Below are 24,032 nucleotides of genomic sequence, written 5' to 3' on the forward strand. Positions count from 1 at the left end.
CTTACATTCCTTCCCTTCTTCTGCGGATTTTTGCTTCCAGTCCTGCCCCGATCAGATTCAGCGACAGTATCAGGATACACAGCACTGCTGTCGGAATCAGCATCTGATACGGATGCACGAAAATCTGGCTTCTGGCTGCCTGGATCATGGTGCCAAGACTGGCTCTTGGCGCCGGAATCCCGACTCCCATAAAGCTCAAAAATGCTTCGGTAAAAATAGCCTGCGGTACCAGAAATGTAAGACTTACCACAATCGGTCCTGCAGCATTCGGCAAAAGATGGGTCAGAAAAATCCGAAGAGGGCCGGCTCCCGCAAGCCGGGATGCCAGAACAAACTCCCGTTCTTTGATCCGCATCACTTCTCCTCTTACAATTCGCGCTGTTTCAATCCAGCCGGATATACAAAGTCCCACAAGGATGCTTACCTCATTCGCTCCCAGTACCATCATGATCAGGATCACATACAAAAGAGACGGAACCGATGCCACAATATCCGCGATCCGCATCAGAATATTATCTGCGGTTTTTCCCGCATACCCGGATGCCGCTCCATATAAAACACCCAGCGCGCCGTTTAAAAGTGCACTTGCAAGTCCGACACACAAACTGATCCTGACTCCGCACCAAACCCGTACAAACAGATCTCTTCCAAACTTATCTGTCCCGAAAGGATGGGAGAAGGATATTCCCTGATTGCGGATATCCGCATGCATTTCTGTAGATGTCCAAGGTGACAGGGCCGGAACCAGTACTGCTAAAAAAATGCAGAGCAAAAGCAGGATCAGTCCCACTGTTATTTTTTCGTTTTTTCTAAAATTTATCTGCTTCATTGCTTCTCCTTTGCACTGCTCTTACTCCTCATCTACATAGCTTCTTCGCACTCTCGGATCAATGCACGCACTAAGTAAGTCCACTGCCAGCTGAATCAGGATCACGACTGCCCCCATAAAGATCGTCAATCCGAGAATGAGTGTATAATCCCGGTTTGCAATGGAACTTACAAACTGTCTGCCAAGCCCCGGAATGGTAAAAATGCTCTCCACCACAAAACTTCCTGTCAAAAGAAACGCGCTTGCAGGTCCCAGATAATTCAGCACCGGAATCCAGATATGCGGCAGAATGTGCGTAAACAGGATCTGTCTTTTTTTCAGTCCTTTCGTTCGCGCCAGAAGTACATAATCTCTTTGTTTCTCCTGGGCAAGAAGTGTCCCGGTCAGCCGTGCCAGCGAACAGGCGGGATACAGCGCCAGAGCGCATACCGGGAGAATGTAATTTTTCCAGGAATCCAGTCCACTGACCGGCAGCCATTTCAGCCAGACTCCAAATACAAGCATCAGCAAAAGTGCTGCCACAAAATTGGGAACTCCTCCGATCAGAAGTGTTCCAGTAAAAAGCCCTCCCCGAAGCAGCCTGTGTCTCGAAAAAGTCTGCCAGACTCCAATCCCGATTCCGACGATCATTGCCAGAAGAATCGCCAGAACTCCGATCACCGCAGTCACCGGCCAGGATCTTTGAATGATATTTGCAACCGATTCGGACGGATTTTGATAAGAATATCCCAGATTTCCGCGAAGCAGATGCTTCATATATGTGACATACTGGACCCCTGCCGGCTGATGTAATCCATATTCTTCCTCCATCATCTGCAGCACACTCTCCGACACATTTGCTCCCTGAAAAGGACTTCCCGGAATTACCCTGGTCAGAAAAAATGTAACCGTTGCCAGAACAAACAAGGAAAGAATCCCTGTAACAAGCCGTTTTCCTATGTATTTTGCCACTGTATGCTCTCCTCTCTAGTCTTCTGCCAGCTCCAGAATCTTTAAGACCATGCTCTCCACAGATGCTTCTTCTGAAATCTGTATCTGCATTCCATATCTTTTTGCCTCATTTGCTGTCTGTTCTCCAATGCAGACAGCCCGTATTTTTGTAGTATCGATTCCCGGAAGTGCCTGTACAAATCCACGGACCGTGGACGCACTGGTAAATGTCACCAGATCAATTTCTCCCTGCCTCTGCTGCTTCTCGATTGTTTCCTTTAAAGTCTCCTGCAATTTGCAGACCGTTTCATACAGAGGCACATCTTCCACCTTCAATCCGGCGTTTTTCAGCGGCGGAAGCAACTCTTCGGATCCCTGCTTTGCCCGCAGCAGTACAATCCGGCTCTTTGGTGCCGCTTCTCCTGCGATTGCCTCCCCCAGTGCCGCTGCACAGAATGTCCGGGGCATGACATCCGCAAACACGCCAAACTGTTCCAGTTCCTTTGCTGTACCGGAACCAATTGCGGCAACTTTTACATGGGGAAGAAATACATTGCGTACATCCATTTTCAGCATTCTGATCTGTTTCCAGAACGTCTGTACCCCGATGGGGCTGGTAAACACAAGCCACTGCTCGCTTTCCTGTTCTCTGATACTCCCCAGAATTGTCCCAAGTACTTCATTCGGCCAGACAGGCTTTGTTGTAATAGACGGCAGCTCAATTACCTGTGCCCCCAATTCCCGAAGCCTTCCGGCCAGCCTGGAACTGTTCTGCCTCGGGCGGGTGGTCAGAATCTGTTTTCCCCACAGAGGGAGATTCTTTACCCAGTCAAATTTTTCAGACAATGTACAGACTTTTCCCACAAGAATGATCGCAGGCGTCTGCACCTGAAATGTTTTTGCATCCTCCCAAAGCCTGGCAAGTGTGCTGACAAGCCTTCTTTGTCTTGCCGTAGTTCCTTTTTCCAGCACTGCTGCCGGTGTATTCTCATCCATTCCCGCCTGGATCAGTCCACGGCATATTTCTTCCATGGCAGTGATCCCCATCAGAAAAATAAGCGTTCCGTTCAATTTTGCAAGGGCGTCATAAGGAATCTCTATTTTTTTGCCTTCTTTTGCATGCCCTGTGATCACATGAAAGGAAGACGCAAAATCCCGATGCGTGATCGGAATGCCTGCATACGCCGGAACTGCAAGAGCAGAAGTCACTCCGGGGATGATTTCAAACGGAATCCCTTCTGCCGCCAGACACTCCACCTCCTCGGCCCCTCTCCCGAATACAAACGGATCTCCTCCTTTTAAACGAAGGACATTTTTTCCTGCTTTCGCCTCACGAAGCAAAATCTGATTGATCTCTTCCTGACGGACACAGTGATGTCCGGAACGTTTTCCCACGTAAATCCATTCTTTTCCATCCGGGATCAGACTCAGGATTTCTGCACTGATCAGCGCATCATAGATGATCACATCCGCCTCATCCATCCATTTTTTTACTTTCAGTGTCAAAAGAGATGCATCTCCCGGTCCTGCTCCCGCAAGCCATACTTTGCCGGATGGAGATCCCTTTCCTGTCTTTTTTTTCTGCTGACTTTCCATATGCGCTCCTTTTCTATTTTCCATACTTTTTCTGCATATTGTGTGCAAGAGTCTCCCCCAACAGCTCTGCTTCTTTCTTATTGCCGCTTGTCTTTTCTACAAACCAGTTCTCATCCGATTCTCTCCAGTACAGCCCTGTAATATGACACTTTGATCCTCTGATTTCTGCATATGCTGCCACAGGTGAAGTACATCCGCCATTCAGTACTTTTACAAAGGCTCGTTCTGCCTTCGCCGCGGCCTCAGACCGGGGATCGTTGAGCACTTCTAAAAGTTCCTGATATTCCCCGGCTCTTGCCTGCACTGCCAGAATTCCCTGTCCGGCTGCCGGGATCATTTCTTCGCAGGAAAAATATCTCCCGATACAGGAATCCATTCCCAGTCTTTTTAATCCGGCTGCTGCCAGAACCGTAGCACAAAATCCTTCTTCCTCCAGTTTGCGAAGTCTCGTCTGCACGTTTCCGCGGATTCCCTGAAAGTGACAGTCCGGATACAGTCTCTCCAGCTGCAGTCTCCGCCTCTTGCTGGAAGTCCCAATCATCCCGCCGGAAATGCTTTCGGTCTGTCCCTGCCGAAAGATCAGCACATCTCGCGGATCTTCCCGTTTGCTATATGCAAGAATCGGAAGATCTTCCGGGATGTCCATCGGCATGTCTTTTAAGCTGTGCACAGACAGATCGACCCGTCCCTTTCGCAAAGCCTGATCCAGCTCCTTGACAAACAAACCTTTTCCTCCGATCTGCTCCAGACTCCGGTCTAAAATCCGGTCTCCGGTCGTCTTCATTGTCACGATCTCCACACGGATATGCGGAAAATGCGCCTCAATCTGTCCTTTTATGATCTCGGTCTGTGTCACCGCCAGCCTGCTTTCCCTGCTTCCGATCCGTATTACTGTTTTCATGGCATTCTCGTTCCTTTCCCCAGAATCTGATAAATATACTCCATATCCAAACTTTCCCGGATAATCTCCGCCAGCTTATTGTACTGGGTTTCCTTGTATGCCTTCCAGTCCAGACGCTCAAGCTGCCCGGCATCATATCCTTTTTCTTTTAAAAGTGCCGAAACAAACCCGGATGCGACACAAGCCTGATCAAAAATTCCGTGTACATAGCAGCCGTAACAGTTGTTTTTTCTGGCGCCGTCATATCGAATCCGTCTTTCGCCTGTTTCCTCCTGAATCTGCACCAGCGGACAAGGCTCCTCTGTATACGTTGTCACTCCCATATGGATTTCATATCCTTCTAATGGCACCTGACTTAAACTGCTCAGACTTCCAGACAGCCCTTCAAAAGTTCCCTGTACGCGGGTTCTCATCTTTTCCCCTGCAAACACAGTCTGTATCGGAAGCAAGCCCATTCCTTTGAGTTCCCCGCCCGCTTCCACACCTTTGGGATCCTGCAAAAGCTCTCCCATCATCTGATAGCCGCCGCAGATTCCAAATACAGTTTTTCCGGATGCCGCATGGCGAAGGATCTTTCCTTCCAGTCCGCACTGACGAAGCCACTTCAAGTCTTCCATCGTGTTTTTACTTCCGGGAAGAATGACCGCATCCGGAGTGCCGAACTGTGACGCACTTGTCACGTACCGGACACCGACTTCATCCATAGATTCTAGCGGCATCAGATCTGTAAAATTAGAAATTCTCGGAAGCCGGATCACGGCAATATCCAGAAGCCCTTTCTTTTCTCTGTGCGTGAACCGCTCGCTTAAGCTGTCTTCTTCGTCAATATCCAGGTGGAAATAAGGAACAACCCCACATACCGGAATCTTTGTCTTTTCTTCCAGCATATCAAGTCCGGGACGTAAGATTTCTTTGTCCCCGCGAAATTTATTGATGATCGTTCCTTTGATCCTTCTTCTCTCCTGCTCCTCTAAAAGCTCAATGGTTCCCACAATCTGGGCAAACACACCGCCTCTGTCAATATCTCCGGCCAGAAGCACCGGTGCATCTACCATCTCTGCCATTCCCATATTCACGATATCTTCACGTTTCAGATTAATCTCCGCCGGGCTGCCCGCACCTTCGATGACAATAATGTCAAACTGTTCATCCAGTTTCTGATAGGCGCTTTTGATCACCGGAATATATTCTCTTTTCCTGCGAAAATATTCCATCGCTGACATCACACCCTGTACTTCTCCGTTTAAGATCACCTGAGAGCCGGTGTCATTGGTCGGTTTTAACAAGATCGGATTCATGATCGCAAGAGGTTCGATACCCGCAGCCTCTGCCTGCATGACCTGAGCTCTTCCCATTTCCAGACCTTCTCTTGTAATAAAGGAATTGAGCGCCATATTCTGGGATTTAAAGGGCGCTACCTGATATCCATCCTGATGAAATACCCGGCACAGTCCGCCTGCCAGAACACTTTTTCCTGCATTTGACATGGTTCCCTGTATCATGATCGGTGCTGCCATTCTCATTCTCCCCCTTCATAAATATATTCCAATGCTTTCAGTAATTTTTCATTGTCTGTTCTCTGTTTCACCGCGATTCGGTAATACCCCTTTTCCAGTCCCTCATAATTGGAGCAGTCCCGAATCAGGATGTTTTTCTGAAGCAGCAGAGAGAACAGCGGATATGGACTCTTTAAGAGCAGATAGTTCACTTTTGAAGGGAACCACTCCACCCCAATCCGGGTCAGACTTTCTTCCAGCCATGCCCGTTCAGTTTCCAGCCATTTTCGCATTTCCTGCCATCTTTTCATTTCCTTTAAAGCCGCACACCCGGCTGCCTGTGCCACACTGGACACGCTCCAGGGCTGCCGGTTTCTTTCCATCTTTTCAAGCAGCTCCAAATTGGATGTGATCCCGTATCCGAGCCGGATTCCCGGAATCGCAGAAATCTTTGTAAAGGCCTGCAGAATCATCAGATTTTTACTTCTCTCGCATTCTCTGCAGAGTGTCTGTTTTTGCGGTTCTGACAGAAATTCCACAAAACACTCATCCAAAATCATGAGAATCCCTTTTTCTTCACATGTCTTTAAAATCTCAAGCAGAAAGTCCTTTGGGATTACCGCTCCGCTTGGATTATCCGGAGAACATAAGAAGAGCAGATCCACATCTTCTTTCAAAAACTCCAGATAAGACGTTTGCGGCACAAACCCGTGTTTCTCACTGAGCGGATAGTACACACATTCACAGTCCACCGCCTGAAGCGCTCTGTGATATTCTGCAAAAGACGGGATCGTCAGGAGCGCTTTTTTCGGTCGAAGGGAATGGATCAGCAAAAAGATCAGTTCTGCCGCTCCATTTCCAAAAATCAGAAATTCCTGGGGAACCTGCAGATGTTCTGCCAGTGCACTTCTGAGTTTCCGGCTTTTGCTGTCCGGATACTCCCCTGCATGCTTCAGATTTTCCGCCATCGCCAAAAGCACTTCTTCTCCTGGTCCGAAAGGATTGAGGTTGACAGAGTAGTCCGTCACGTTTTCATAAGTATAAATATCTCCGCCATGCATATATTCCATGATTTTGTCTCCTTTCTTACCAGAAATACCAGAACCGGATCATTCCTGCAAACAGCAGGGTAAGCACTGCTGTCACATACATCAGCCTTCCTGCCCGTTTGATGTCTTCGGCCTCGACAGGACGGATCGGATCTCCGATCGTCTCTTTTTTATGCAGTACACCAAAATACCATGCATCTCCTGCCAGCTGCACCTGAAGCGCCCCTGCACAGACTGATTCCGTCTGCGCAGAATTCGGACTGGCATGCTTTCTCCGGTCTCTTTTATAAATCTGCGCTGCCTTTTTTGCATCCATTCCTGTCAGAAATGCCGCCGCGATCATCAGAACTGCCGATACTCTGGATGGCAGATAATTAAACACGTCATCCATCTTTGCCGCCACTCTCCCGAAATAGAGATTTTTTTCATTCTTATATCCCAGCATCGAATCCATCGTATTGACCGCTTTATAGAGGAATCCAAGCGGTGCACCGCCAAGCATCAGAAACATCAGCGGCGCAGTCACACCGTCTGATGTATTTTCTGCCACAGTTTCCACTGCTGCCTTTGCAATCCCTTCTTCTGTAAGCGACTTGGTATCTCTTCCTACAATCATGGAAACTGCTTTTCTTGCCCCCTCCACATCCTGTGTTTTCAGAGCATGGTATACCTTCTTACTCTCCACAGAAAGTGAACGTGCCGCCAGGATCTGGTAACACCAGAAGCATTCCAGAAGAAACGAAACAGCCGGATGGATCTTCTCTGCCGCCCACAGCATCAGACATGGAATCCCGGTACTGATCAAAATCACCAGGAGCCACAGAATTCCCCCTGCCACAATCTGTTTTTTCGGTGATTTTCCCGCCGCACTTCGCAGCGGTTTTTCCAAAAAAGAAATCAGATGTCCGATCAGCCTTATCGGGTGATACAGCCAGTAAGGATCGCCAAAGATCAAATCCAGTCCAAATCCTGTCATACATGCAAGTAATATTCTCATAATCTTTCTATCTCCGTCAGTTGTTTTTTCCCCTGTCTCCAGCTTCCCTCCTCTGCGATTGCAGAATATCCGCTGCCATTTGAGACCTGCCAGTCATAAAATTCTCCTCCCGTTTGAGAAAACGCTGACAAAACCGCCATGATCGTACCGCCGTGTACGACAAATGCTGCTTCCCGGCACTGCAAATCCATCAGATGCTCCATCATCTGCTCAAATCCAAGGCGTGTTCGCTCAAAAAATGTCTCCTGTCCTTCTCCTTCCGGAAAAGGAATCGTTCCATTGGAATCCAGCCACCTCTGATATCCGGGATCGTCTTTTAATTCTTCATAATTTTTTCCTTCAAAACGCCCGAAATCCTTCTCCCGGAAATTTTCACAGATCAGATCCGGCTCTTTTTGAAACAACAACCTAGCTGTCTGTCTGCAGCGAAGCATTGGACTTGTGATGATCTTCTCCGGACAACAAAGGATACTTCCTGTCTGCCCCGGCAAGATGGGCTCATCTGTTCGTCCGATATACCGTCTTTCCAGATTTCCCTGTGTCTGAAAATGGCGGATCAGCCAGATTCTCATAATGCACCTCCTGCCACGATAACTGCTGCCAGTATCAGAAGTTCGGCAAGCTGCAGAAAATATCCTGCCAGATCGCCTGTCATCCCGCCAAACTGTTTCATTGCCATGTGATGGTAATACCAGAATACCAGAAGAGCGGTGCAAAGAGCCGCCGCGCCCATCTGCACAGAAGTCATCAACATCACTGCCAAAGCCGCAAAAAACCAGCACACCATCACAACTGCCACCCGTTTCCTGTGTGCTTGCTCCTGAAAGGTTCGTCCAAGTCCGTCTTTTTTCGCAGATGGGAACACCATCACAGAGAGTCCGCTAAGGGAACGTGACATTACATATCCTGCCCCGATCACCGGGAGCATTTCTGATTTTGCTTCACTCCACAATGCCAGACTTGCCACAAGATATAGTCCAAATCCGATCACTGCGAAAGCTCCGGTGCGGGAATCTTTTAAAATTTCCAGCTTCTTTTCTCTGCTTCCATAGGAATTCAGAGCATCCATCGTGTCCAGGAATCCGTCCATGTGGATTCCGCCGTTGACCAGTACCGGAAGCAGTGTCATCACTCCTGCAAAAAACAACGTTCCGCATGACGTATACACAAGAAGAGCATTTCCGAGGATGACCTCCAGAATTCCTGTCACCACTCCTACCAGAGGGAAAAAGCACATGGCATATTTCATATTTTTTTCATTCCATTCCACCCGGGGCATCGGAATTTTCGAGTACATCGCAACTCCGATTGCCAGAGACTCAAAGAATCTCATTTTAACACCTCGTATTGTTCGATCTTTGCTTTTTCAAATGTGGTCATCTCCCGGTAAACCGAAAGCCCCATCTCCAGAACCGGAATCACTGCCACTGCGCCGGTCCCTTCTCCCAGACTCATATTACAAGTCAAAAGCGGGGAAAGCTCCAACGCCTCCAACAGCATAGCTCCTGCCGGTTCTTTGGATACATGGGAAGGCAGAAAATAAGACTTTGAAACCGGCACCATGCGCGCGGCACACAAAGCCGCTACAGAAGAGATAAATCCGTCGATCACCACCGGAACGCGGTACAGAGCTCCTCCTAAAAAGACACCGGTCAGACCCGCAATATCCAGGCCTCCTACTTTTGAAAGAACATCCACCGGATCTTCCTTGTCCGGCTGATAGTTTGCAATCGCATCCTTAATAACAGAAATCTTTTTCTCAAGCCCTGCGCTGCTAAGGCCTGCCCCGCGCCCGGTTACCTGTTCTGGTGCAACGGATAACAGCACCGACGCAACAGCACTGCTGGTCGTCGTGTTACCGATTCCCATCTCTCCCGTAGCGATCATCTCATATCCCTGTTCTTTGAGCTGTTCCACTTTTCGGATGCCGATTTCAATTGCCTGCCATACCTCTTCTCTTGTCATTGCAGGTTCTTTTGAAAAATTACGTGTTCCGTAGGCAACTTTTTCTTCCTTGACTGTCACTGACGGAACATCCACCGCCATTCCGATGTCTACTGGAAAGAGATCCACCCCGGCCACTTTGCTCATCGCACAGACGCTGGTACTGGATTTTGTGAAATTGTCCGCTACCATGGCAGTCACTTCCTGCCCGGTCTGTGTGACCCCTTCCTCCACGATTCCATTGTCTGCGCACATAATGACCAGCGCCTTTTTCTTCAGCTCATAATCCGGGGTCTCTTTGATCCCCGACATCTGTATCACTGCATCCTCCAGCTTTCCCAGAGAAAACAGTGGTTTTGCGATCTTTATCCAGTGCTTTCTTGCCTGTTCCATGCTTGTTTCATCCAAAGGTCTGATCTCTTTTTTCAACTCTTCCAGTGTCATTTTCTTTCACTTCCTTCTTTTTGTGACTGCTCCCATCTGATTGCTTCCCGCATGAACCTTTCTGCAAATACCGGATTGGACGAATAGGAAAGATGCGGAAATCCCGCAAACAGATTCTGCTGCATATGAACGCATTCCCAGCTTCTCTTTCCGTCCGGTTTTAACGCTTTTGCATCTGTTCCATTATTTGTACTGTCCCAGTAGTGGAATTCATGACCGCGGATCCTCTCTCCTCGCTTCAAAAACGTACCGTCCACCACTCCTGTCAGATTGATGTAACCAAACCGTACCAGTTTTTCCTTCGGCGCTGCCTCGCCTCTGATCACGCCGGCCATCTTCCAGAGTTTTCCTTTCGGATCCGCAAGCTTCTCATGAAGATACAAAAAACCGCCGCATTCCGCATGGCAGGGCATTCCATTTTGAATGCTTTCCCGGATTTTAGCAAGCATGGTTTTGTTTTCACTTAATTCTCTGGCATATAATTCCGGATATCCGCCGCCTAACAAAAGACCGCTGACTCCTTCTGGCAGGTGGGTATCTCGAATAGGGCTGAAATACACCAGATTGCAGCCATATCTTTCCAGCAGTTTCAGATTGTCTTTATAATAAAATCCAAACGCCTCATCCCTTGCCACCGCAATCGATACCTTTGGATTTTCTTTCTCCTCATCCTCAGATACGCTTATTTCCAGAGACGGTGCTTCTTTGGCCAACTCATAGAGACCTTCCAGATCTACCGTCTCTGAGAGGATCTCTCCTGCCTGCTCCAGCTGTGCTTTCAGATGTTTGATTTCCTCCGGTGTGACCAGACCAAGATGCCGGCTCTTTAGATGAAACGCTTCATGTTCCGGAATATACCCGAGCACCTTGATCGGATGTCCTGCCTTTTTCAGCTCGTTTTCCAGCATTTCTTTCAAACGGGGATACAACATTGCCGATACGCGGTTTAACAAAATTCCCCGAATCCGGCTCTCCTTTTTAAATTCCAGAAACCCTTTCACCAGAGCAGCCAGAGACAGAGCGGAGCCTCTCGCTGAAACCACCAGCACGACCGGTATCTGCAAGGCAGCTGCCACATCATAGGAACTTGCTTTTGCCGTATCCAGTCCCATACCGTCATAATATCCCATAACACCCTCTACCACTGCCAGATCGACATTTTTGGCATGCTCTGCAAAAATCCCGGTCAGCTGCTCTTTCTCGCAGAAAAACAGATCCAGATTCTGAGAATCAATCCCGAGCACCTCCCGGTGAAACATCGGATCAATATAATCCGGTCCGCATTTACAGGAAACAACATTTTTCTGCTGTCTGCAAAACGCTGCCATCAGCCCACAGGAAATCACCGTTTTTCCGCTTCCGCTGGACGGTGCGGCAATTAAAATTCTTGGAATATTCACGCTTCTCCCTCCGAAATAATATAGATCGGGTTTTGTCCTGTCATCATGTGATGACGTCCCAGTTTTCTCGCTTTTGCCGCTGTAATCTGTACAATTTCCGGTTCCCGCAAAAGCCCTTCATCCACTGCTTCCATTACTTCCGCCATCGTATCCAGAGAAATCGCTGTCAGTACGATCTGTACATCCGGGTTCTTCTTTTTAACTGCCAGCAGGATTTCCCTCAGATTTCCGCTGCTTCCCCCGATAAATACATGGGTCGGCGGTTCCAGTTTCCTGAGTGCTTCCGGTGCTGTTCCCTCCACGATCTGCACATTATCTGTCCGCAATTTTTGCACGTTTTTACGGATCAGCTCGATCCCTTCCGGATTCTTTTCAATAGCATACACTCGAATACTGCCGTCCTGGCAGGCTGCTTCAACAGCAACAGAACCTGTTCCCGCACCAACGTCATAAAGAACCGCATCTTTTTCCAGATCAAGCTTTGCGATACAGATTGTCCGCACTTCTTCTTTCGTCATAGGAACGTTTCCTCTTGTAAAGGCTTCATCCTTCAAATGCCGGCACACCTTCTGTGATGGATGTGGATTTTCCAGACAGACAATGCAAAGCCCCTCTGCATCCTCCTCCGTCAGTTCGCTTACCGTTTTTGAAAAAATCTGCTCTTGCGGATAGGAAAAATTTTTTCCGATATGTACCGTCAAGTCTTCAAGCCCATAATACAAAAGCTTCTCTTTCAGATTTTCTTTTCTTCCGCCCAACAGCAGAAAAGTTTTTGCATGATGTTCTGCTTCATAAATCCAGTTCTGCCATCTTCCATGGAGGCTGACAAGGGCTGCATCCTCCCAGGAAGTGTGTAGCGCAGCTGCAAAATACACAACAGACGAAATTCCCGGAATCCTTTGGATTTCATACCGTTCTTCACTGCCATTTAGAACTTCTTCCAGTTTTTTTGCCCCGCTGTAAAATCCTGCATCCCCGGAAAGTACAATCCCGATCCTGCAAAACTGCGGATGCTTTCGAAGGTACTCTTCTATTTTTTCCGGCAGATATTCTGCATGGCAGACACAATCTGCATCGGATACCTCTTCCAGAAGCCGTTTTGCGCCAATCATACAGTCACAGCCTTTTAAAGACTCTTTTGCCTGGACAGTCATCCCCTCTTTCGTTCCCATTCCGATCCCGGCCAGATAAACGATTCTTTTCTCTTTACACATCCCGATATCCTCTCGGTGTCACCATGTGACCATCCATTTCCTGTGTCTGTTCATTTCCGATAAACACCGTTGTAAACATATCCACCTCTGTGTCTTTTAATTCCTTTAATGTAAGGATCCGGCTCTCCTGCCCGTCTCTTCCGATCTGTCTGACAATTCCGCAGATTGTATCTTCTGCTTTGTATTCCAGCATCATATTACATGCCTTCTCCAGATAGTCATGACGTTTTCTGCTGGAAGGATTGTAAAGACAGATCACAAAATCTGCCATGGCTGCTGCCCTGACTCTCTTTTCAATCTTCTCCCATGGTGTGAGCAGGTCACTTAAACTGATGACTGCAAAATCATGAATTAACGGAGCTCCAAGCACGGCTGCACCGCCGATTGCCGCCGTGATCCCCGGCACAATCTCAAGCTCTGCCTTAGGAAACTCGACACCGACCTCATACATCAAACCAGCCATTCCATACACACCGGCATCCCCGCTGCAGATCATCGCCACTTTTTTCCCTTTCATGGCCTCCTCAAATGCCATCTTGCACCGCTTCACTTCCTGCTTCATCGGCGTGGTCAGAAATTCTTTCTCGGGAAACTGCTCTTTCACCAGATCTACATACACCGTATATCCGATGATTGTATCGCAGGCATTCAGCACTTCTCTCGCCTCTTCTGTCATCTGTTTTCCCGCTCCGGGACCGATCCCGACTACATACACTCTATTCATCTGCCTGCTCCTCCTGTTTTCCCTGTCGAAATTCTGTGGTAAATTCCGGATGGTACAGAAGTGATCTCTCATATTCTCCTTCCAGAATTCTTCCCACCACGATCAGGGCTGTTTTTGTCACCTGTGCGTCTGCCGCTGTTTTTTCCAGTTCTGAGACCATGCATCGCTGCACTTTTTCCTCCGGCCAGGTTGCCTTGTACACGATCGCTGCCGGAGTGTCTGCCGGATATCCCCCTGCCATCAGCTCTTCCTGCAGTTTTCCAAGCATTCCGGTGCTCAGAAAAATCACCATCGTCGCCTGATGCGCCGCAAAGCTGCGGATGGACTCTTTATCCGGAACCGGCGTTCTGCCTGCCATTCTTGTAATCACCACAGACTGGGAAATATCAGGCAGTGTATATTCTGCATGTAGCGCTGCTGCTGCTCCGCAAAAAGAACTGACACCCGGACATACTTCGTACGGAATCTGACGCTCTTCCAAAGCATCCATCTGCTCTCTTATCGCTCCGTACAGACACGGATCCCCGGTATGCAGCCGAACGATCCGTTTTCCTTCTTTTTCCCCTGCATACATCACTTCCAGAACTTCTTCCAGCGTCATATAGGCGCTGTTATATACTTCACAGCCTTCTTTTTTTACCTGCAAAAGACCCGGATTTACCAGTGACCCTGCATAAATGATAATGTCCGCTTCTTTTAAATACTGCTGTCCCCGCACTGTGATCAGATCTTCCGCTCCCGGTCCTGCTCCTACAAATACGATCATTTCGTCTCCTCCCCTTCTGCTATTTTTTCTCTTTTACAATAAACAATGAATAATAACTTGCCTCATCCGGAATCTCCTCTGCCGAATGGTAGATTGTCTCATTCTCCATGCCGCAGTTTTCTACCATCGTCAGATTTAAGTTCTGCTCTTTGATCACCTGCTTGACATAAGGAATCTTTCGCCCGGCCTTCATCAGCACCTTTGTTCCCGCCATCTTTAATCCTTCTTCAATCTCATAGGACGCAGGGATGACATGCAGTTCTTCCTGGTTCTCCACAAGGCTCTGATCCAGTCTTGCCGCTGCCGCACAAAAGGAAGGAACTCCCGGTATGATCCTTGTCTCATATCCCTGTTTCCGAATTCTCTTGTGAATATACATACAGGTCGAGTACACGGTCGGATCTCCCAGCGTGATAAACACCACATCCATTCCTTTTTCCAGAAGCTCTGCTGTTTTTTCTGCACCCTCGTCATGTACCTGACGAAGCCGTTCTTTTTCTTTCATCATCGGCATTGGCAGATACAACTTGGCTTTCTCCCCGATTTGTGCATCTGCCTGCACTGCAATCTGATAGGCAACACATTTTTCCAGATAACTTTTATATGCAGGATCTGTTCCTGTCGGATCATACGCCGCCTCTGTAAAATTTTTATCCGATACCGGGATTGCAATCACCGGACACTGCTTCATGACACGCAGTGCCTTTACTGTCAAAAGCTCGGGATCTCCCGGCCCTACACCTGCTCCGTAAAATATTCCGCTCATTCTTTCTCTCCTGTTCGTTTCTCTTTCACTGATTCTGCGCGTATGATTTCCAAAAGTTCTTCTGCACCGGAAGTCTCTCCTAATATCCCGTTTTCATTCGAAAACACGATTGCTTCCACACGAAGAGACTCCCCTCCTCTGTGCTTCAGATAAAATGCGATCCGTTTCATTACAGAATCCATAACCTGTCCCAACAGCTGTTCTTTTTCAAGCAGTTCTGTCATTTCTGCTGTTGTAATACTTTCCATAATTTTTTTTACGGTTTCAGGATCAGCCCCCGCCATCGCCGTATGCGAAGCAAATACTTCCATCCTGCAGTCCGCCTGTCTGGAGTGCGTATTCATCACTCCTGCCGCCACCTTGATCAGTTTGCCCACATGTCCGATCAGCAGAATTCCTTTCATCCCGAGCCGCACCGCATGATCAATGGATTCTCCGATGTAATTGCTGCACTTGACCGCAAGATTTCCATCATAACCAAGTGCTTCTTTCAGAAAATCACTTCCATAATTTCCCGGTACCAGATAACAGTACTCGTTTCCATTTTCTCTGAGCATCTTCATTTCCAGGAAAATCGTATCTGTCAGAGCTTTCTCACTCATTGGCTCTACAATGCCTGTGGTTCCAAGCACAGAAAGTCCTCCTTCGATACCAAGCCTCGGGTTGAATGTTTTTTTTGCCAGTTCTGCTCCGTCAGGAATTGAAATGATCACAGAAAGACCGCCTGTGTACCCGCCGCGCTCTTTCTCTTTTTCCACTGCTTCACGGATCATGGCTCTTGGAACTTTATTGATCGCGGCATCGCCGATATCCTGCTCCAGTCCTTTTCTGGTAATACGTCCGACACCAACGCCGCCATCCAGTGTGATCTGCTTTCCCTCTGTTTTGGAAACCTCTGCATAGACCAGAATCTGATCCGTCACATCCGGATCGTCCCCTGCATCCTTTCGGATCGCACAGCGTACCTTGTCTTTCATACGCAAAATGTCCTCCACATCCAGATACAGCCGGATCCCTTTTGGTGTCATCAGAGAAACCTGACGGATCTCTTCTCCCAAAAACAGCATTCTGGCTGCTGCTTTTGCCGCAGCCGCAGCACAGCTTCCGGTGGTATATCCCATTCTCAGTTTTTTCTGATCTTTCCACACAAATGCCTGTTCTGTCATTGTGCCTCCTCTAAATGCTCCATGAAAATCTGACGGATTCCCGGAAGTTCTCCAAGTCCCCTTAAGATCGGACGAACTTCATATCCGGCTTCTTCCAGCTCACATTTCCAGGAATCCTCATCTCCTGCCATGTCATTTTTTGCATGATCTCCTGCCACAAACATAAACGGCAGCAGTGCCACTTTACGATACTGCTTTTGTTCAATCCGATGCATCACGTCTTTTAATTCTGGAAAGCCTTCTACAGTCGCCACATGAATGCGGTCATATCCCAATGCCTGAAGTGTATATTCCAACGCCGGATAGGCACTGTTTGCATGGTGATCTGTTCCATGTCCCATTAAGATCAGGCATTCGCCCTCTTCCAGATCCACATCCTCCATCACTGCATGCACTGTCTTTTTATAATCATCCGGTTCAGACAGAAGTGGTTTTCCCACCAGGACTTTTTCAAAAGACGACGCATGTTTTTGAATCTCCTCCAGCATTTTTTCATTTTCAATGCCGTTGATAATATGTGTCGGCTGAACGATCACCCTTGTGATCCCGTCCTGCTTCATACGCTCCAGTGCCTGACGGACATTATCATACTTTTTATGTTCTGTCCGTTCCAGTTTGTTCAAGATCATCTGACTTGTAAATGCCCGGTATACCGTATACCCGGGAAATGCTTCTGCAATCTGCTCTTCCATTACCTGTATTGTTTTTGCCATCGTATCCAGATGACTGGTTCCGAAGCTTACCACAAGAATTCCTTTTTTCTCCATTTTCAATCCTTCCTCTCCAGAAATTTCTATCCGATCAACTGCTCCAGTTCCTTCCATGTCCTTGGAGCTTTTCCTGTTGCTTCTATTATTTTACGTGCTTTTAAACGGTCAAATAACCGTAAAAGAGCCGGTTCTTCCAGATTCGTCTCTTTCAGCTTTTCTGTTTCTCTGCACACTGCTTCCGGCGCGCCCTGACAGAGCACTTTTCCATCTTTCATCAACACGATCTCATCCGCCCAGGCATATGCATAATCCATATCATGAGTCGCCATGAGTACTGTGATTCCCTGCTCTGTGAGTTTGTCTACCATCTCATTTACCATACGGGTATGCTTCGGATCCAGGGCTGCTGCAGGTTCATCCAAAATGATGATCTCCGGACGCATCACTAAAATATCCGCGATCGAGACCTGTTTTTTCTGCCCTCCGCTTAACGCATGTACCGGCCGTTTTCGAAAGGGCACGATCTCCAGTTCTTCCATCACCTGCTCCACTTCTGTTCTTGCCTGTTCTTTTGCAACACCCAGATTCAGGATCCCGAATGAGATTTCCTGCTCCACGCTGGCAGAAAACAACTGTTTATCCGGGTCCTGAAACACGATGCCCACCTTGGCCCGAAGTGCCAGAAGTTCCTTTCTCTTGTAGCTCACAGGTTTTCCATGAAACAAAATATCTCCCTTTTGTGGTCGTAAAATTCCGTTGCAGCAGAGAAAAAAAGTAGATTTTCCAGAACCGTTGGCTCCCATAAAAGCAACCTTACTCCCCTTTTTTACTTTTAAGTCCAGCCCCTGCAGAGAAAACCGGTCATTCTCTTCATAAGAATGCCAGATATCTCTCGCCTCTAAAATAATCTCTTCACTCATACTATTCTCCCCCAAACCGCAAGCAAAATCAGGACTGCCTCAAAAACTGCTATTTTCCGGAAATTGCTCTTGTTTTTTTCATACTCTCCTGAAAGTACCCGGATCTCACCGTCATAACATCTGGATTCCATCGCATTGTACAATGCATCCGACTGCTTCAGCGCCCGCACAAACACAACCGATGCCATCTGCCCGAAAGACTGGATCGAAGTTTTCAGATCCCGGTTTCCAAGCCTTGCTTTCTGTGCCGTCATAATTGCAGATGCCCCTTCCATCAGAATAAAAATAAACCGATATGTCAAAAGCATCAGCTCAATGAACAATCCCGGAAAATGCAGTCGCTTTAACACATCCAGAATTTCCGTCATCGGCGTGTTAAAAGACAGGACATACAGACTGGAAACACTTGCAAGCGCAGTCAGTATCATCTGCCCGCCTTTTTTCAGCCCCATCCAGCTGGATGTCACATAATACTGCCCCACCGGGATTGCATAGGCATCCAGCGGCTCTTTGGATACATTGACCAGGATTGCCAGTGTACTCAACAGCAGAAATATCAGGGGTACCATCAGGTATTTCAGGTACAGGTGAAATGGAACTCTTCCCTTTTTTACATTGAGAATTCCATTGACCGCCAGTACGATCACTGCCGCTGTAACAGACCGGCTGACCACACAGACCAACAGGGTCAGAACCGCATATGCAAACTTCTCCTCCGGACTCACATCTGCAAGTCCGGAGGAATAACTTAATTTATCAATGATTATCATTCTGCCACTTCTTCCGCTCTACGAGACGACCCATGCAAAAAGCGATGATTCCCACGCCGATTCCGGTCTGTACACAAAACAGCAGGGACTCCACCTCTCCCGGGATTTCTTTTCCAAGAAAATCTTCCAAAACAGGGGTAAACCACGGTTCATATTCTCCATGGATCTCTTCTACCATCACACTTCCCGCATCATCTGATCCGCCAAACTCTGCATCTTTCAAAGTCAGAAACGGAACTGCCGCCAGCAGGACCACCGCGAGCAGCAGAACCAGTACCAGTGTTTTATTTTTCTTACTCATCCTACTTTTCCTCCTTTAAAAATCCAACGGCTTTGAGTTCCGGTTTTGCATAAGACTCCAGTGCGATCACGATCACAACCGTAAGAAGTCCTTCCATTACTGCCAGCGGAAGCTGTGTCGGAGCAAACACTCCAAGGAATTTCACTGCGGAAGCTCCCACCCCGCCCGCTTCAGACGGATATGCCATAGCAAGCTGCAGACTGGTTACACAGTAAGTGAACAGATCCCCGAAAAATGCTGCCAGAAACACTGCCACCTTCCGGTTTACATTGAGTTTCTGGCAAAGCTTATAAATCCCATAAGAAAGAAACGGACCTGCGATCGCCATAGAAAATGTATTGGCTCCCAGCGTGGTCAGTCCGCCGTGTGCCAGCAGGATTGCCTGAAATAATAACACGATCAGCCCCAACACGCCTGCTGCCGTCGGCCCGAATAAGATCGCACCCAGTCCGGTTCCTGTCATATGGGAACAGCTTCCGGTCACAGACGGGATCTTCAAGGAAGAAATCACAAACACAAAGGCTCCTGACATTGCCAGAAGGATCAGTGTTTTTCTGTTCTGTTTTAATGTTTTTTGAATGGAAAAAAATCCTGCGACGATAAACGGCAGGCAGATGACTCCCCACGCAATGCAAAATGTTGCCTGAAGGTATCCCTCCATAATGTGCATAGCATTTGAAGCCGGTGCAATGGCAAATAACACCGCGATTGCGATGCTTGCCTTCAGTAAGATATTTTGTTTTTTTGTCATGTTCTTTTCTCTCCTTTTCCTTTGACAAAATTTTTCTGAAATATTCCAGGCTGTCAAAAGGTCCTAAAAGGAGACTGTTTTGCATACACCCGGTCATATTCCCGTAACCTTCCAGATTCCTTTAAAAGCGGGTGTTCTGACTTAGGCATCAAACACAGTATTTCGCCTTCCCATAGAATTTCCTACAGTGACCTCATGAAATACCACTACTCCAATACAGCAACGAGCATTGTCCGGGATTCTCACCTGGTTCCCCTGCCGCCTTTTTTCGGACGGCATCTTTTAAATCTGCTTTGAATCTGAATTTATGTAGAAACACCTGCTTCTTCTGTCACAAAGAGCAGCGTCCATACATACAAAATAATATTTAATATTCAATTCCTCTGCGGGCATAAACGCCGCAATCAAACGGATGCTTTACTTTCCGGATCTCAGACACATAATCCGCTATTCTGATCAGATCCTCTGACGGATCCCGTCCGGTCAGAACCACTTCCAGACCTTCTGGTTTCTCTTTCAAAAACTGAATAGCCTCTTCATGCGGGATCAGACCATACCTGTCTGCTGCCATAAATTCATCCATGACAAGCATGTCACACGCTCCATTTTTCGCCCGATCCAGTGCATACTTCCACAATTCTTCATACATCTGCTTTGTTTCTGCCTTTTCTTCCTCGGACTGCGTGTTATAAAACCCATAGGACTTCGGTAAATGGATCACTTCTATCCCCGGAATCTGATCTAACACACACAATTCTGCAGAGTTCTCATTCTTCAAAAAACGGGCAAACAGTACTTTCATCCCGCTTCCGGCCGCCCGAACTGCAAGTCCCGTAGCTGCCGTGGTCTTTCCTTTTCCGTCTCCACAGTAAATGTGGATCATTCCCTGCCTCATATTCTGTCCTCTTCCTGTTTCAGCCTTTCCTTAAATCTTTCTAAATTTTAGCACAGCCCTGCCCATATTTCTAGGAATTTTTTTGTTTCTTTTAGTATTTTTCCTACTTCAAACGGCCTTCCTACTACCACCAGCACAGCCTTTGCCTCTTCTGCAGCCTGTACCTTCTCCAGAAAACCACCGGATTTTCCGGATTCTTTTGTCACAAAATACCTGGCATCCAAAGCTCTTAGCATCGCAAGATTTAATTCTTTTGAAAACGGACCCTGCATGGCGATCAGATGCTTTCCTTCGAATCCAAGCCGAATGCTCTCTTCCACTGAAACCTGTGTAGAAAGGACACGGGCATAACATCGCTCTTTGCAGCCTGCTATCCTGGTATATTCTTTCAATTCTTTGCTTCCGGTAGCAATCAGAACATTCCCTGTTGTATTTTGCAGGTATTCCACCGCCTCAGGTACACTTTCCACACGCACAACACGCTCTCCTTTGTCATCCCAGTTCTGCCGCTCCCGCACACATCTGATATATTCCGTACCTGCCATCCTGCATGCCTGCTCTACATTTTTCGTCACTTCTGCTGCAAACGGATGTGTCGCATCCACCACCAGATCAATTTTCTGCGTCGTTAAAAACTGCCGGATCTGTGCCTCATCCATACGTCCAGTACGTACGCTTACATTAGAAGAACTCTCGACATCCATACAGTCTCTTCCATACTCTGTGGCAACACTGACGATGACATCCACCTGCCTGTTTCTCAGAAATTCTGCCAGTTCCCGACCTTCTGTAGTACCTGAAAAAATCAAGATACGCTTCATCTTTCTTCCTCCTCTTTCCTAAATTTTACCATAACTTCACCACAGACAAACGCAGCCGTGCACTGATTCAGACAGACCTTTTCCTGAACCATCACTCCATCCGGACACATTTTTTTCGCCGCTCTCTCACAGACATTGTCTACCCCTGTCACTCCTCTTACAAATTCCGAAGAACTGCTGACTGACGAAATTTCCTGAAGTGATTCTGCGGAATAAGTCAAAAACTCCACTCCAAGAGAATCTGCCAGCTCCAGCAACCCGGCCTCCTCCCTTTTCAGATCGATGCTTCCAAGTGCACGGATCTGCTCCGGTAAAAATCCATGCTTTTCCAGAGTTTTCAAAAGCTCTGCCTCCAGAATTTCTTTTTTTGTCCCTTTTTTGCATCCCATTCCCACATACAGATTTCTTGGCAAAAGATATAATACACCTGATTTTTTATTTCTGGGTTTTTTTTCACAGATCACAATCTTCCCACAGCATCCCTCCAGTTGTTCTTCACTGCCGCATATGGTCAGTTCTTCGGGTATATCCCCCAAAAGCGGAAACTCTGAAAAAATTCCCGTATTCTTTTTTTCAAGAATCCCTGCCGAGATTTTTTTCGCCTCTTCCCGATCTGTAATGACGAGTCCGTTCTCCATGGCAAACACGTCTGCCGCAAACTTTTTCTGCACATCTGTAGCCGTTGTGATCACCGCCCTTCCTCCTGTGTATTCTGCAAGAACCTTCGCCAGCGTTACTCCGCCGCCTACATGTCCGGACAAAAGCGGAATGGCAAATGTGCCCTTCTCATCCAGAACAATAACCGGAGGATCTGTAAACTTATCTTTTACAAACGGAGCGATCGCACGGATCGCGATTCCTGCCGCCCCGATAAATACCAGTGCATGTTCTCCCCAGGATGCCCCGATTTCTTGTTTCCATCCGTCATTTAATCTCTGCAGCCTTTTATCCTCTGCAAAACGTGCCACAGTATATCCTGTACACACATACCCTTCCTGTTTTAGTTTTTCCGCCAGATTTAACGCCAGACGGCTTCCAGTCCCGGTAAAACTATAAATTCTCACACTTTTTCTCTTCATTATTTTCTTCTCTTTTCACTTTCTTTTCATCTACTATACTATTAGCCGGCGTTTCCGTCAAAACTTAGTTTGATTAGCCGGAACAATAACAATTACAATTTTCTGCCTGTTTGTTTAATTTTGAAGATTTTGCATGATTTTCCAAAAATTCTTTGTTTAGTTTCACTCTTGTCATTTTTCAGCTTCTCTGCTATTCTGTTTGCAGACGAAGATGTCTGAAGGATTTTTAAAAATCTCTCAGGCATCTTTTTTTATAGAAAAGGCCTTTTCACAGCAGAAAAACTGTTTTTGTTTCAACTAGGAGGAGATTTTATGAGTTCAGGAGATACTGGTTTTATCATGCTTTGCTCTGCCCTTGTTTTTCTTATGACACCGGGCCTTGCTTTCTTTTATGGCGGATTGGTCCGCCGGAAAAATGTTGTCAACACAATGATGGCCTGCATCGGCATTATGGGGCTGTCCATCGTTATGTGGGTACTGTTTGGATATTCCCTTTCTTTCGGCGGAAACCATGCCGGAATCATCGGTGATTTTCGATACTTTGCTTTTCAAGGTGTAGGAGCCGATCCCGGTCCTTATGCTGATACGATTCCACATCTTGTATTTGCCGGTTTCCAGATGATGTTCGCAGTCATTACCCCTGCGCTGATCACCGGAGCTGTCGTCGGCAGAATGCGTTTTAAGGCACTGTTTCTGTTTATTGCATTCTGGTCTTTGATTGTTTATTATCCGATGGCACATATGGTATGGGGAGAAGACGGTTTCCTTGCCGCTTTAGGATCTGTTGATTTTGCCGGCGGAAATGTTGTCCATATCAGTTCCGGAGTATCCGCTCTTGTCCTTGCCATCTGTCTTGGTCGAAGACGCGGATATGAACACACTTCCTATCGCATCCACAACATCCCATTTGTCACTCTGGGTGCATCACTGCTCTGGTTCGGATGGTTTGGCTTCAATGCCGGAAGTGCTCTTGCGGCAGATGGACTTGCAGCTCACGCTTTTATGACCTCTGCGATTGCTTCTGCTTCCGCAATGCTCATCTGGATGCTCATTGATTATCTGAAAAGTAAAAAAACCACACTTGTCGGTGCTTCTACAGGACTGGTCGTAGGGCTTGTAGCTATCACCCCCGGTGCCGGATTTGTTCCGATCTGGTCTTCTTTCCTGATCGGTGCACTTGTCAGTCCGATCTGCTATTTTACCGTGGTGCTCTTAAAACAGAAATTAAAAATCGATGATGCGCTCGATGCGTTCGGATGTCATGGAATCGGCGGTATCTGGGGCGGTATTGCGACCGGACTTTTCGGTAAAACTTCTGTCAATTCTGTTGCCAGATGGAATGGATTAGTCTTCGGAGATTTTCATTTATTCACTGCACAGCTGATCAGCATTCTGGTCACCATTGCAGTTGCTGTGTGCGGAACCTTGATCTGCATCGGTATCGTAAGAATTTTCACACCGCTTCGTGTAGATGTTTCTGCTGAGATATCCGGTCTGGATTTCTCACAGCATGGAGAAAATGCATATCCGTCCTTTAACGGATTTGATTCATAAAAGAGGGGG

General features: G+C 47.4%; 25 protein-coding genes and 1 riboswitch. Of the genes, 1 reads left to right on the forward strand and 24 read right to left on the reverse strand.

All coding sequences use genetic code 11. The annotated features are described in order from the left end of the window. Window position 1: 1 nt before the first annotated feature. The 24 genes from FXV78_RS00165 to FXV78_RS00280 all read right to left on the reverse strand — a co-directional run bounded on the left by FXV78_RS00165 (window position 2) and on the right by FXV78_RS00280 (window position 22,469). Window positions 2–829 carry an ABC transporter permease gene (locus tag FXV78_RS00165; protein WP_004844299.1) on the reverse strand — a complete coding sequence of 276 codons (828 nt, stop codon included), beginning with the start codon at window positions 827–829 and terminating at the stop codon, window positions 2–4. Window positions 830–850: 21 nt separating this feature from the next. After that, window positions 851–1,780: an ABC transporter permease gene (locus tag FXV78_RS00170; protein WP_004844300.1), complete on the reverse strand. Its 930-nt coding sequence runs from the start codon at window positions 1,778–1,780 to the stop codon at window positions 851–853. A gap of 15 nt (window positions 1,781–1,795) precedes the next feature. Beyond that, a complete protein-coding gene (gene cobA, locus FXV78_RS00175) occupies window positions 1,796–3,379 on the reverse strand; it encodes a uroporphyrinogen-III C-methyltransferase (protein ID WP_225084044.1) in 1,584 nt (527 codons plus the stop codon). Next, the gene (gene hemC / locus FXV78_RS00180; RefSeq protein WP_004844303.1) at window positions 3,369–4,256 is read right to left on the reverse strand and encodes a hydroxymethylbilane synthase; all 888 of its coding nucleotides are present in this window, start codon (window positions 4,254–4,256) and stop codon (window positions 3,369–3,371) included. The genes cobA and hemC overlap by 11 nt, the downstream gene beginning before the upstream one ends. Continuing rightward, complete coding sequence (locus tag FXV78_RS00185; RefSeq protein WP_009244437.1) at window positions 4,253–5,773, reverse strand: cobyric acid synthase; 1,521 nt, start codon at window positions 5,771–5,773, stop codon at window positions 4,253–4,255. The genes hemC and FXV78_RS00185 overlap by 4 nt, the downstream gene beginning before the upstream one ends. Before the next feature lie 2 nt (window positions 5,774–5,775). Beyond that, window positions 5,776–6,822 (reverse strand): pyridoxal phosphate-dependent aminotransferase, encoded by a 1,047-nt coding sequence (locus tag FXV78_RS00190; protein ID WP_004844305.1) that lies wholly within the window; start codon window positions 6,820–6,822, stop codon window positions 5,776–5,778. Window positions 6,823–6,838: 16 nt separating this feature from the next. Continuing rightward, a complete protein-coding gene (gene cbiB, locus FXV78_RS00195) occupies window positions 6,839–7,798 on the reverse strand; it encodes an adenosylcobinamide-phosphate synthase CbiB (protein WP_004844306.1) in 960 nt (319 codons plus the stop codon). Further along, complete coding sequence (locus FXV78_RS00200) at window positions 7,795–8,370, reverse strand: histidine phosphatase family protein (RefSeq protein ID WP_004844307.1); 576 nt, start codon at window positions 8,368–8,370, stop codon at window positions 7,795–7,797. Before FXV78_RS00200 ends, cbiB begins: the two co-directional genes overlap by 4 nt. Then, window positions 8,367–9,131, reverse strand: a complete 765-nt coding sequence (gene cobS / locus FXV78_RS00205; protein WP_004844308.1) for an adenosylcobinamide-GDP ribazoletransferase — start codon at window positions 9,129–9,131, stop codon at window positions 8,367–8,369. The genes FXV78_RS00200 and cobS overlap by 4 nt, the downstream gene beginning before the upstream one ends. After that, on the reverse strand, window positions 9,128–10,186 hold the full coding sequence (cobT, locus tag FXV78_RS00210; RefSeq protein WP_004844309.1) for a nicotinate-nucleotide--dimethylbenzimidazole phosphoribosyltransferase: 1,059 nt from the start codon (window positions 10,184–10,186) through the stop codon (window positions 9,128–9,130). Before cobT ends, cobS begins: the two co-directional genes overlap by 4 nt. Then, window positions 10,183–11,586, reverse strand: coding sequence for a cobyrinate a,c-diamide synthase (locus FXV78_RS00215; RefSeq protein WP_039960056.1), 1,404 nt, complete (start codon window positions 11,584–11,586; stop codon window positions 10,183–10,185). The genes cobT and FXV78_RS00215 overlap by 4 nt, the downstream gene beginning before the upstream one ends. Next, entirely contained in the window at window positions 11,583–12,800 is a 1,218-nt protein-coding gene (gene cbiT / locus FXV78_RS00220; protein ID WP_004844311.1) for a precorrin-6Y C5,15-methyltransferase (decarboxylating) subunit CbiT, read from the reverse strand. The genes FXV78_RS00215 and cbiT overlap by 4 nt, the downstream gene beginning before the upstream one ends. Further along, window positions 12,793–13,524 (reverse strand): precorrin-3B C(17)-methyltransferase, encoded by a 732-nt coding sequence (gene cobJ / locus FXV78_RS00225; protein ID WP_004844312.1) that lies wholly within the window; start codon window positions 13,522–13,524, stop codon window positions 12,793–12,795. The genes cbiT and cobJ overlap by 8 nt, the downstream gene beginning before the upstream one ends. After that, a complete protein-coding gene (cobM, locus tag FXV78_RS00230) occupies window positions 13,517–14,290 on the reverse strand; it encodes a precorrin-4 C(11)-methyltransferase (protein WP_004844313.1) in 774 nt (257 codons plus the stop codon). The genes cobJ and cobM overlap by 8 nt, the downstream gene beginning before the upstream one ends. A 19-nt stretch (window positions 14,291–14,309) precedes the next feature. Beyond that, window positions 14,310–15,056, reverse strand: coding sequence for a precorrin-2 C(20)-methyltransferase (gene cobI / locus FXV78_RS00235; protein ID WP_004844314.1), 747 nt, complete (start codon window positions 15,054–15,056; stop codon window positions 14,310–14,312). Beyond that, window positions 15,053–16,222, reverse strand: a complete 1,170-nt coding sequence (gene cbiD, locus FXV78_RS00240; RefSeq protein ID WP_004844315.1) for a cobalt-precorrin-5B (C(1))-methyltransferase CbiD — start codon at window positions 16,220–16,222, stop codon at window positions 15,053–15,055. Before cbiD ends, cobI begins: the two co-directional genes overlap by 4 nt. Further along, window positions 16,219–16,989, reverse strand: a complete 771-nt coding sequence (locus tag FXV78_RS00245; protein WP_039960093.1) for a sirohydrochlorin cobaltochelatase — start codon at window positions 16,987–16,989, stop codon at window positions 16,219–16,221. The genes cbiD and FXV78_RS00245 overlap by 4 nt, the downstream gene beginning before the upstream one ends. Before the next feature lie 26 nt (window positions 16,990–17,015). Then, the gene (locus FXV78_RS00250; protein WP_004844317.1) at window positions 17,016–17,852 is read right to left on the reverse strand and encodes an energy-coupling factor ABC transporter ATP-binding protein; all 837 of its coding nucleotides are present in this window, start codon (window positions 17,850–17,852) and stop codon (window positions 17,016–17,018) included. Then, window positions 17,849–18,622: a cobalt ECF transporter T component CbiQ gene (gene cbiQ / locus FXV78_RS00255; RefSeq protein WP_004844318.1), complete on the reverse strand. Its 774-nt coding sequence runs from the start codon at window positions 18,620–18,622 to the stop codon at window positions 17,849–17,851. Before cbiQ ends, FXV78_RS00250 begins: the two co-directional genes overlap by 4 nt. Beyond that, a complete protein-coding gene (locus FXV78_RS00260) occupies window positions 18,609–18,923 on the reverse strand; it encodes an energy-coupling factor ABC transporter substrate-binding protein (protein WP_004844319.1) in 315 nt (104 codons plus the stop codon). The genes cbiQ and FXV78_RS00260 overlap by 14 nt, the downstream gene beginning before the upstream one ends. Before the next feature lies 1 nt (window position 18,924). Further along, window positions 18,925–19,674, reverse strand: a complete 750-nt coding sequence (locus FXV78_RS00265) for an energy-coupling factor ABC transporter permease (protein ID WP_004844320.1) — start codon at window positions 19,672–19,674, stop codon at window positions 18,925–18,927. Between the two features lie 109 nt (window positions 19,675–19,783). Further along, window positions 19,784–19,973: riboswitch (cobalamin riboswitch) on the reverse strand. A 68-nt stretch (window positions 19,974–20,041) separates the two neighbouring features. Continuing rightward, complete coding sequence (locus FXV78_RS00270; RefSeq protein ID WP_004844323.1) at window positions 20,042–20,569, reverse strand: cob(I)yrinic acid a,c-diamide adenosyltransferase; 528 nt, start codon at window positions 20,567–20,569, stop codon at window positions 20,042–20,044. Window positions 20,570–20,616: 47 nt separating this feature from the next. Next, the gene (gene cobK / locus FXV78_RS00275; protein ID WP_004844324.1) at window positions 20,617–21,390 is read right to left on the reverse strand and encodes a precorrin-6A reductase; all 774 of its coding nucleotides are present in this window, start codon (window positions 21,388–21,390) and stop codon (window positions 20,617–20,619) included. After that, window positions 21,387–22,469 (reverse strand): cobalt-precorrin 5A hydrolase, encoded by a 1,083-nt coding sequence (locus FXV78_RS00280; protein ID WP_004844325.1) that lies wholly within the window; start codon window positions 22,467–22,469, stop codon window positions 21,387–21,389. Before FXV78_RS00280 ends, cobK begins: the two co-directional genes overlap by 4 nt. Before the next feature lie 312 nt (window positions 22,470–22,781). On the opposite strand from FXV78_RS00280, the gene FXV78_RS00285 reads away from it, so the two are divergent. Continuing rightward, a complete protein-coding gene (locus FXV78_RS00285) occupies window positions 22,782–24,023 on the forward strand; it encodes an ammonium transporter (RefSeq protein WP_004844327.1) in 1,242 nt (413 codons plus the stop codon). Window positions 24,024–24,032: the final 9 nt, after the last annotated feature.

It is taken from the genome of Mediterraneibacter gnavus ATCC 29149, from assembly GCF_008121495.1.
GTDB lineage: Bacteria > Bacillota > Clostridia > Lachnospirales > Lachnospiraceae > Mediterraneibacter > Mediterraneibacter gnavus.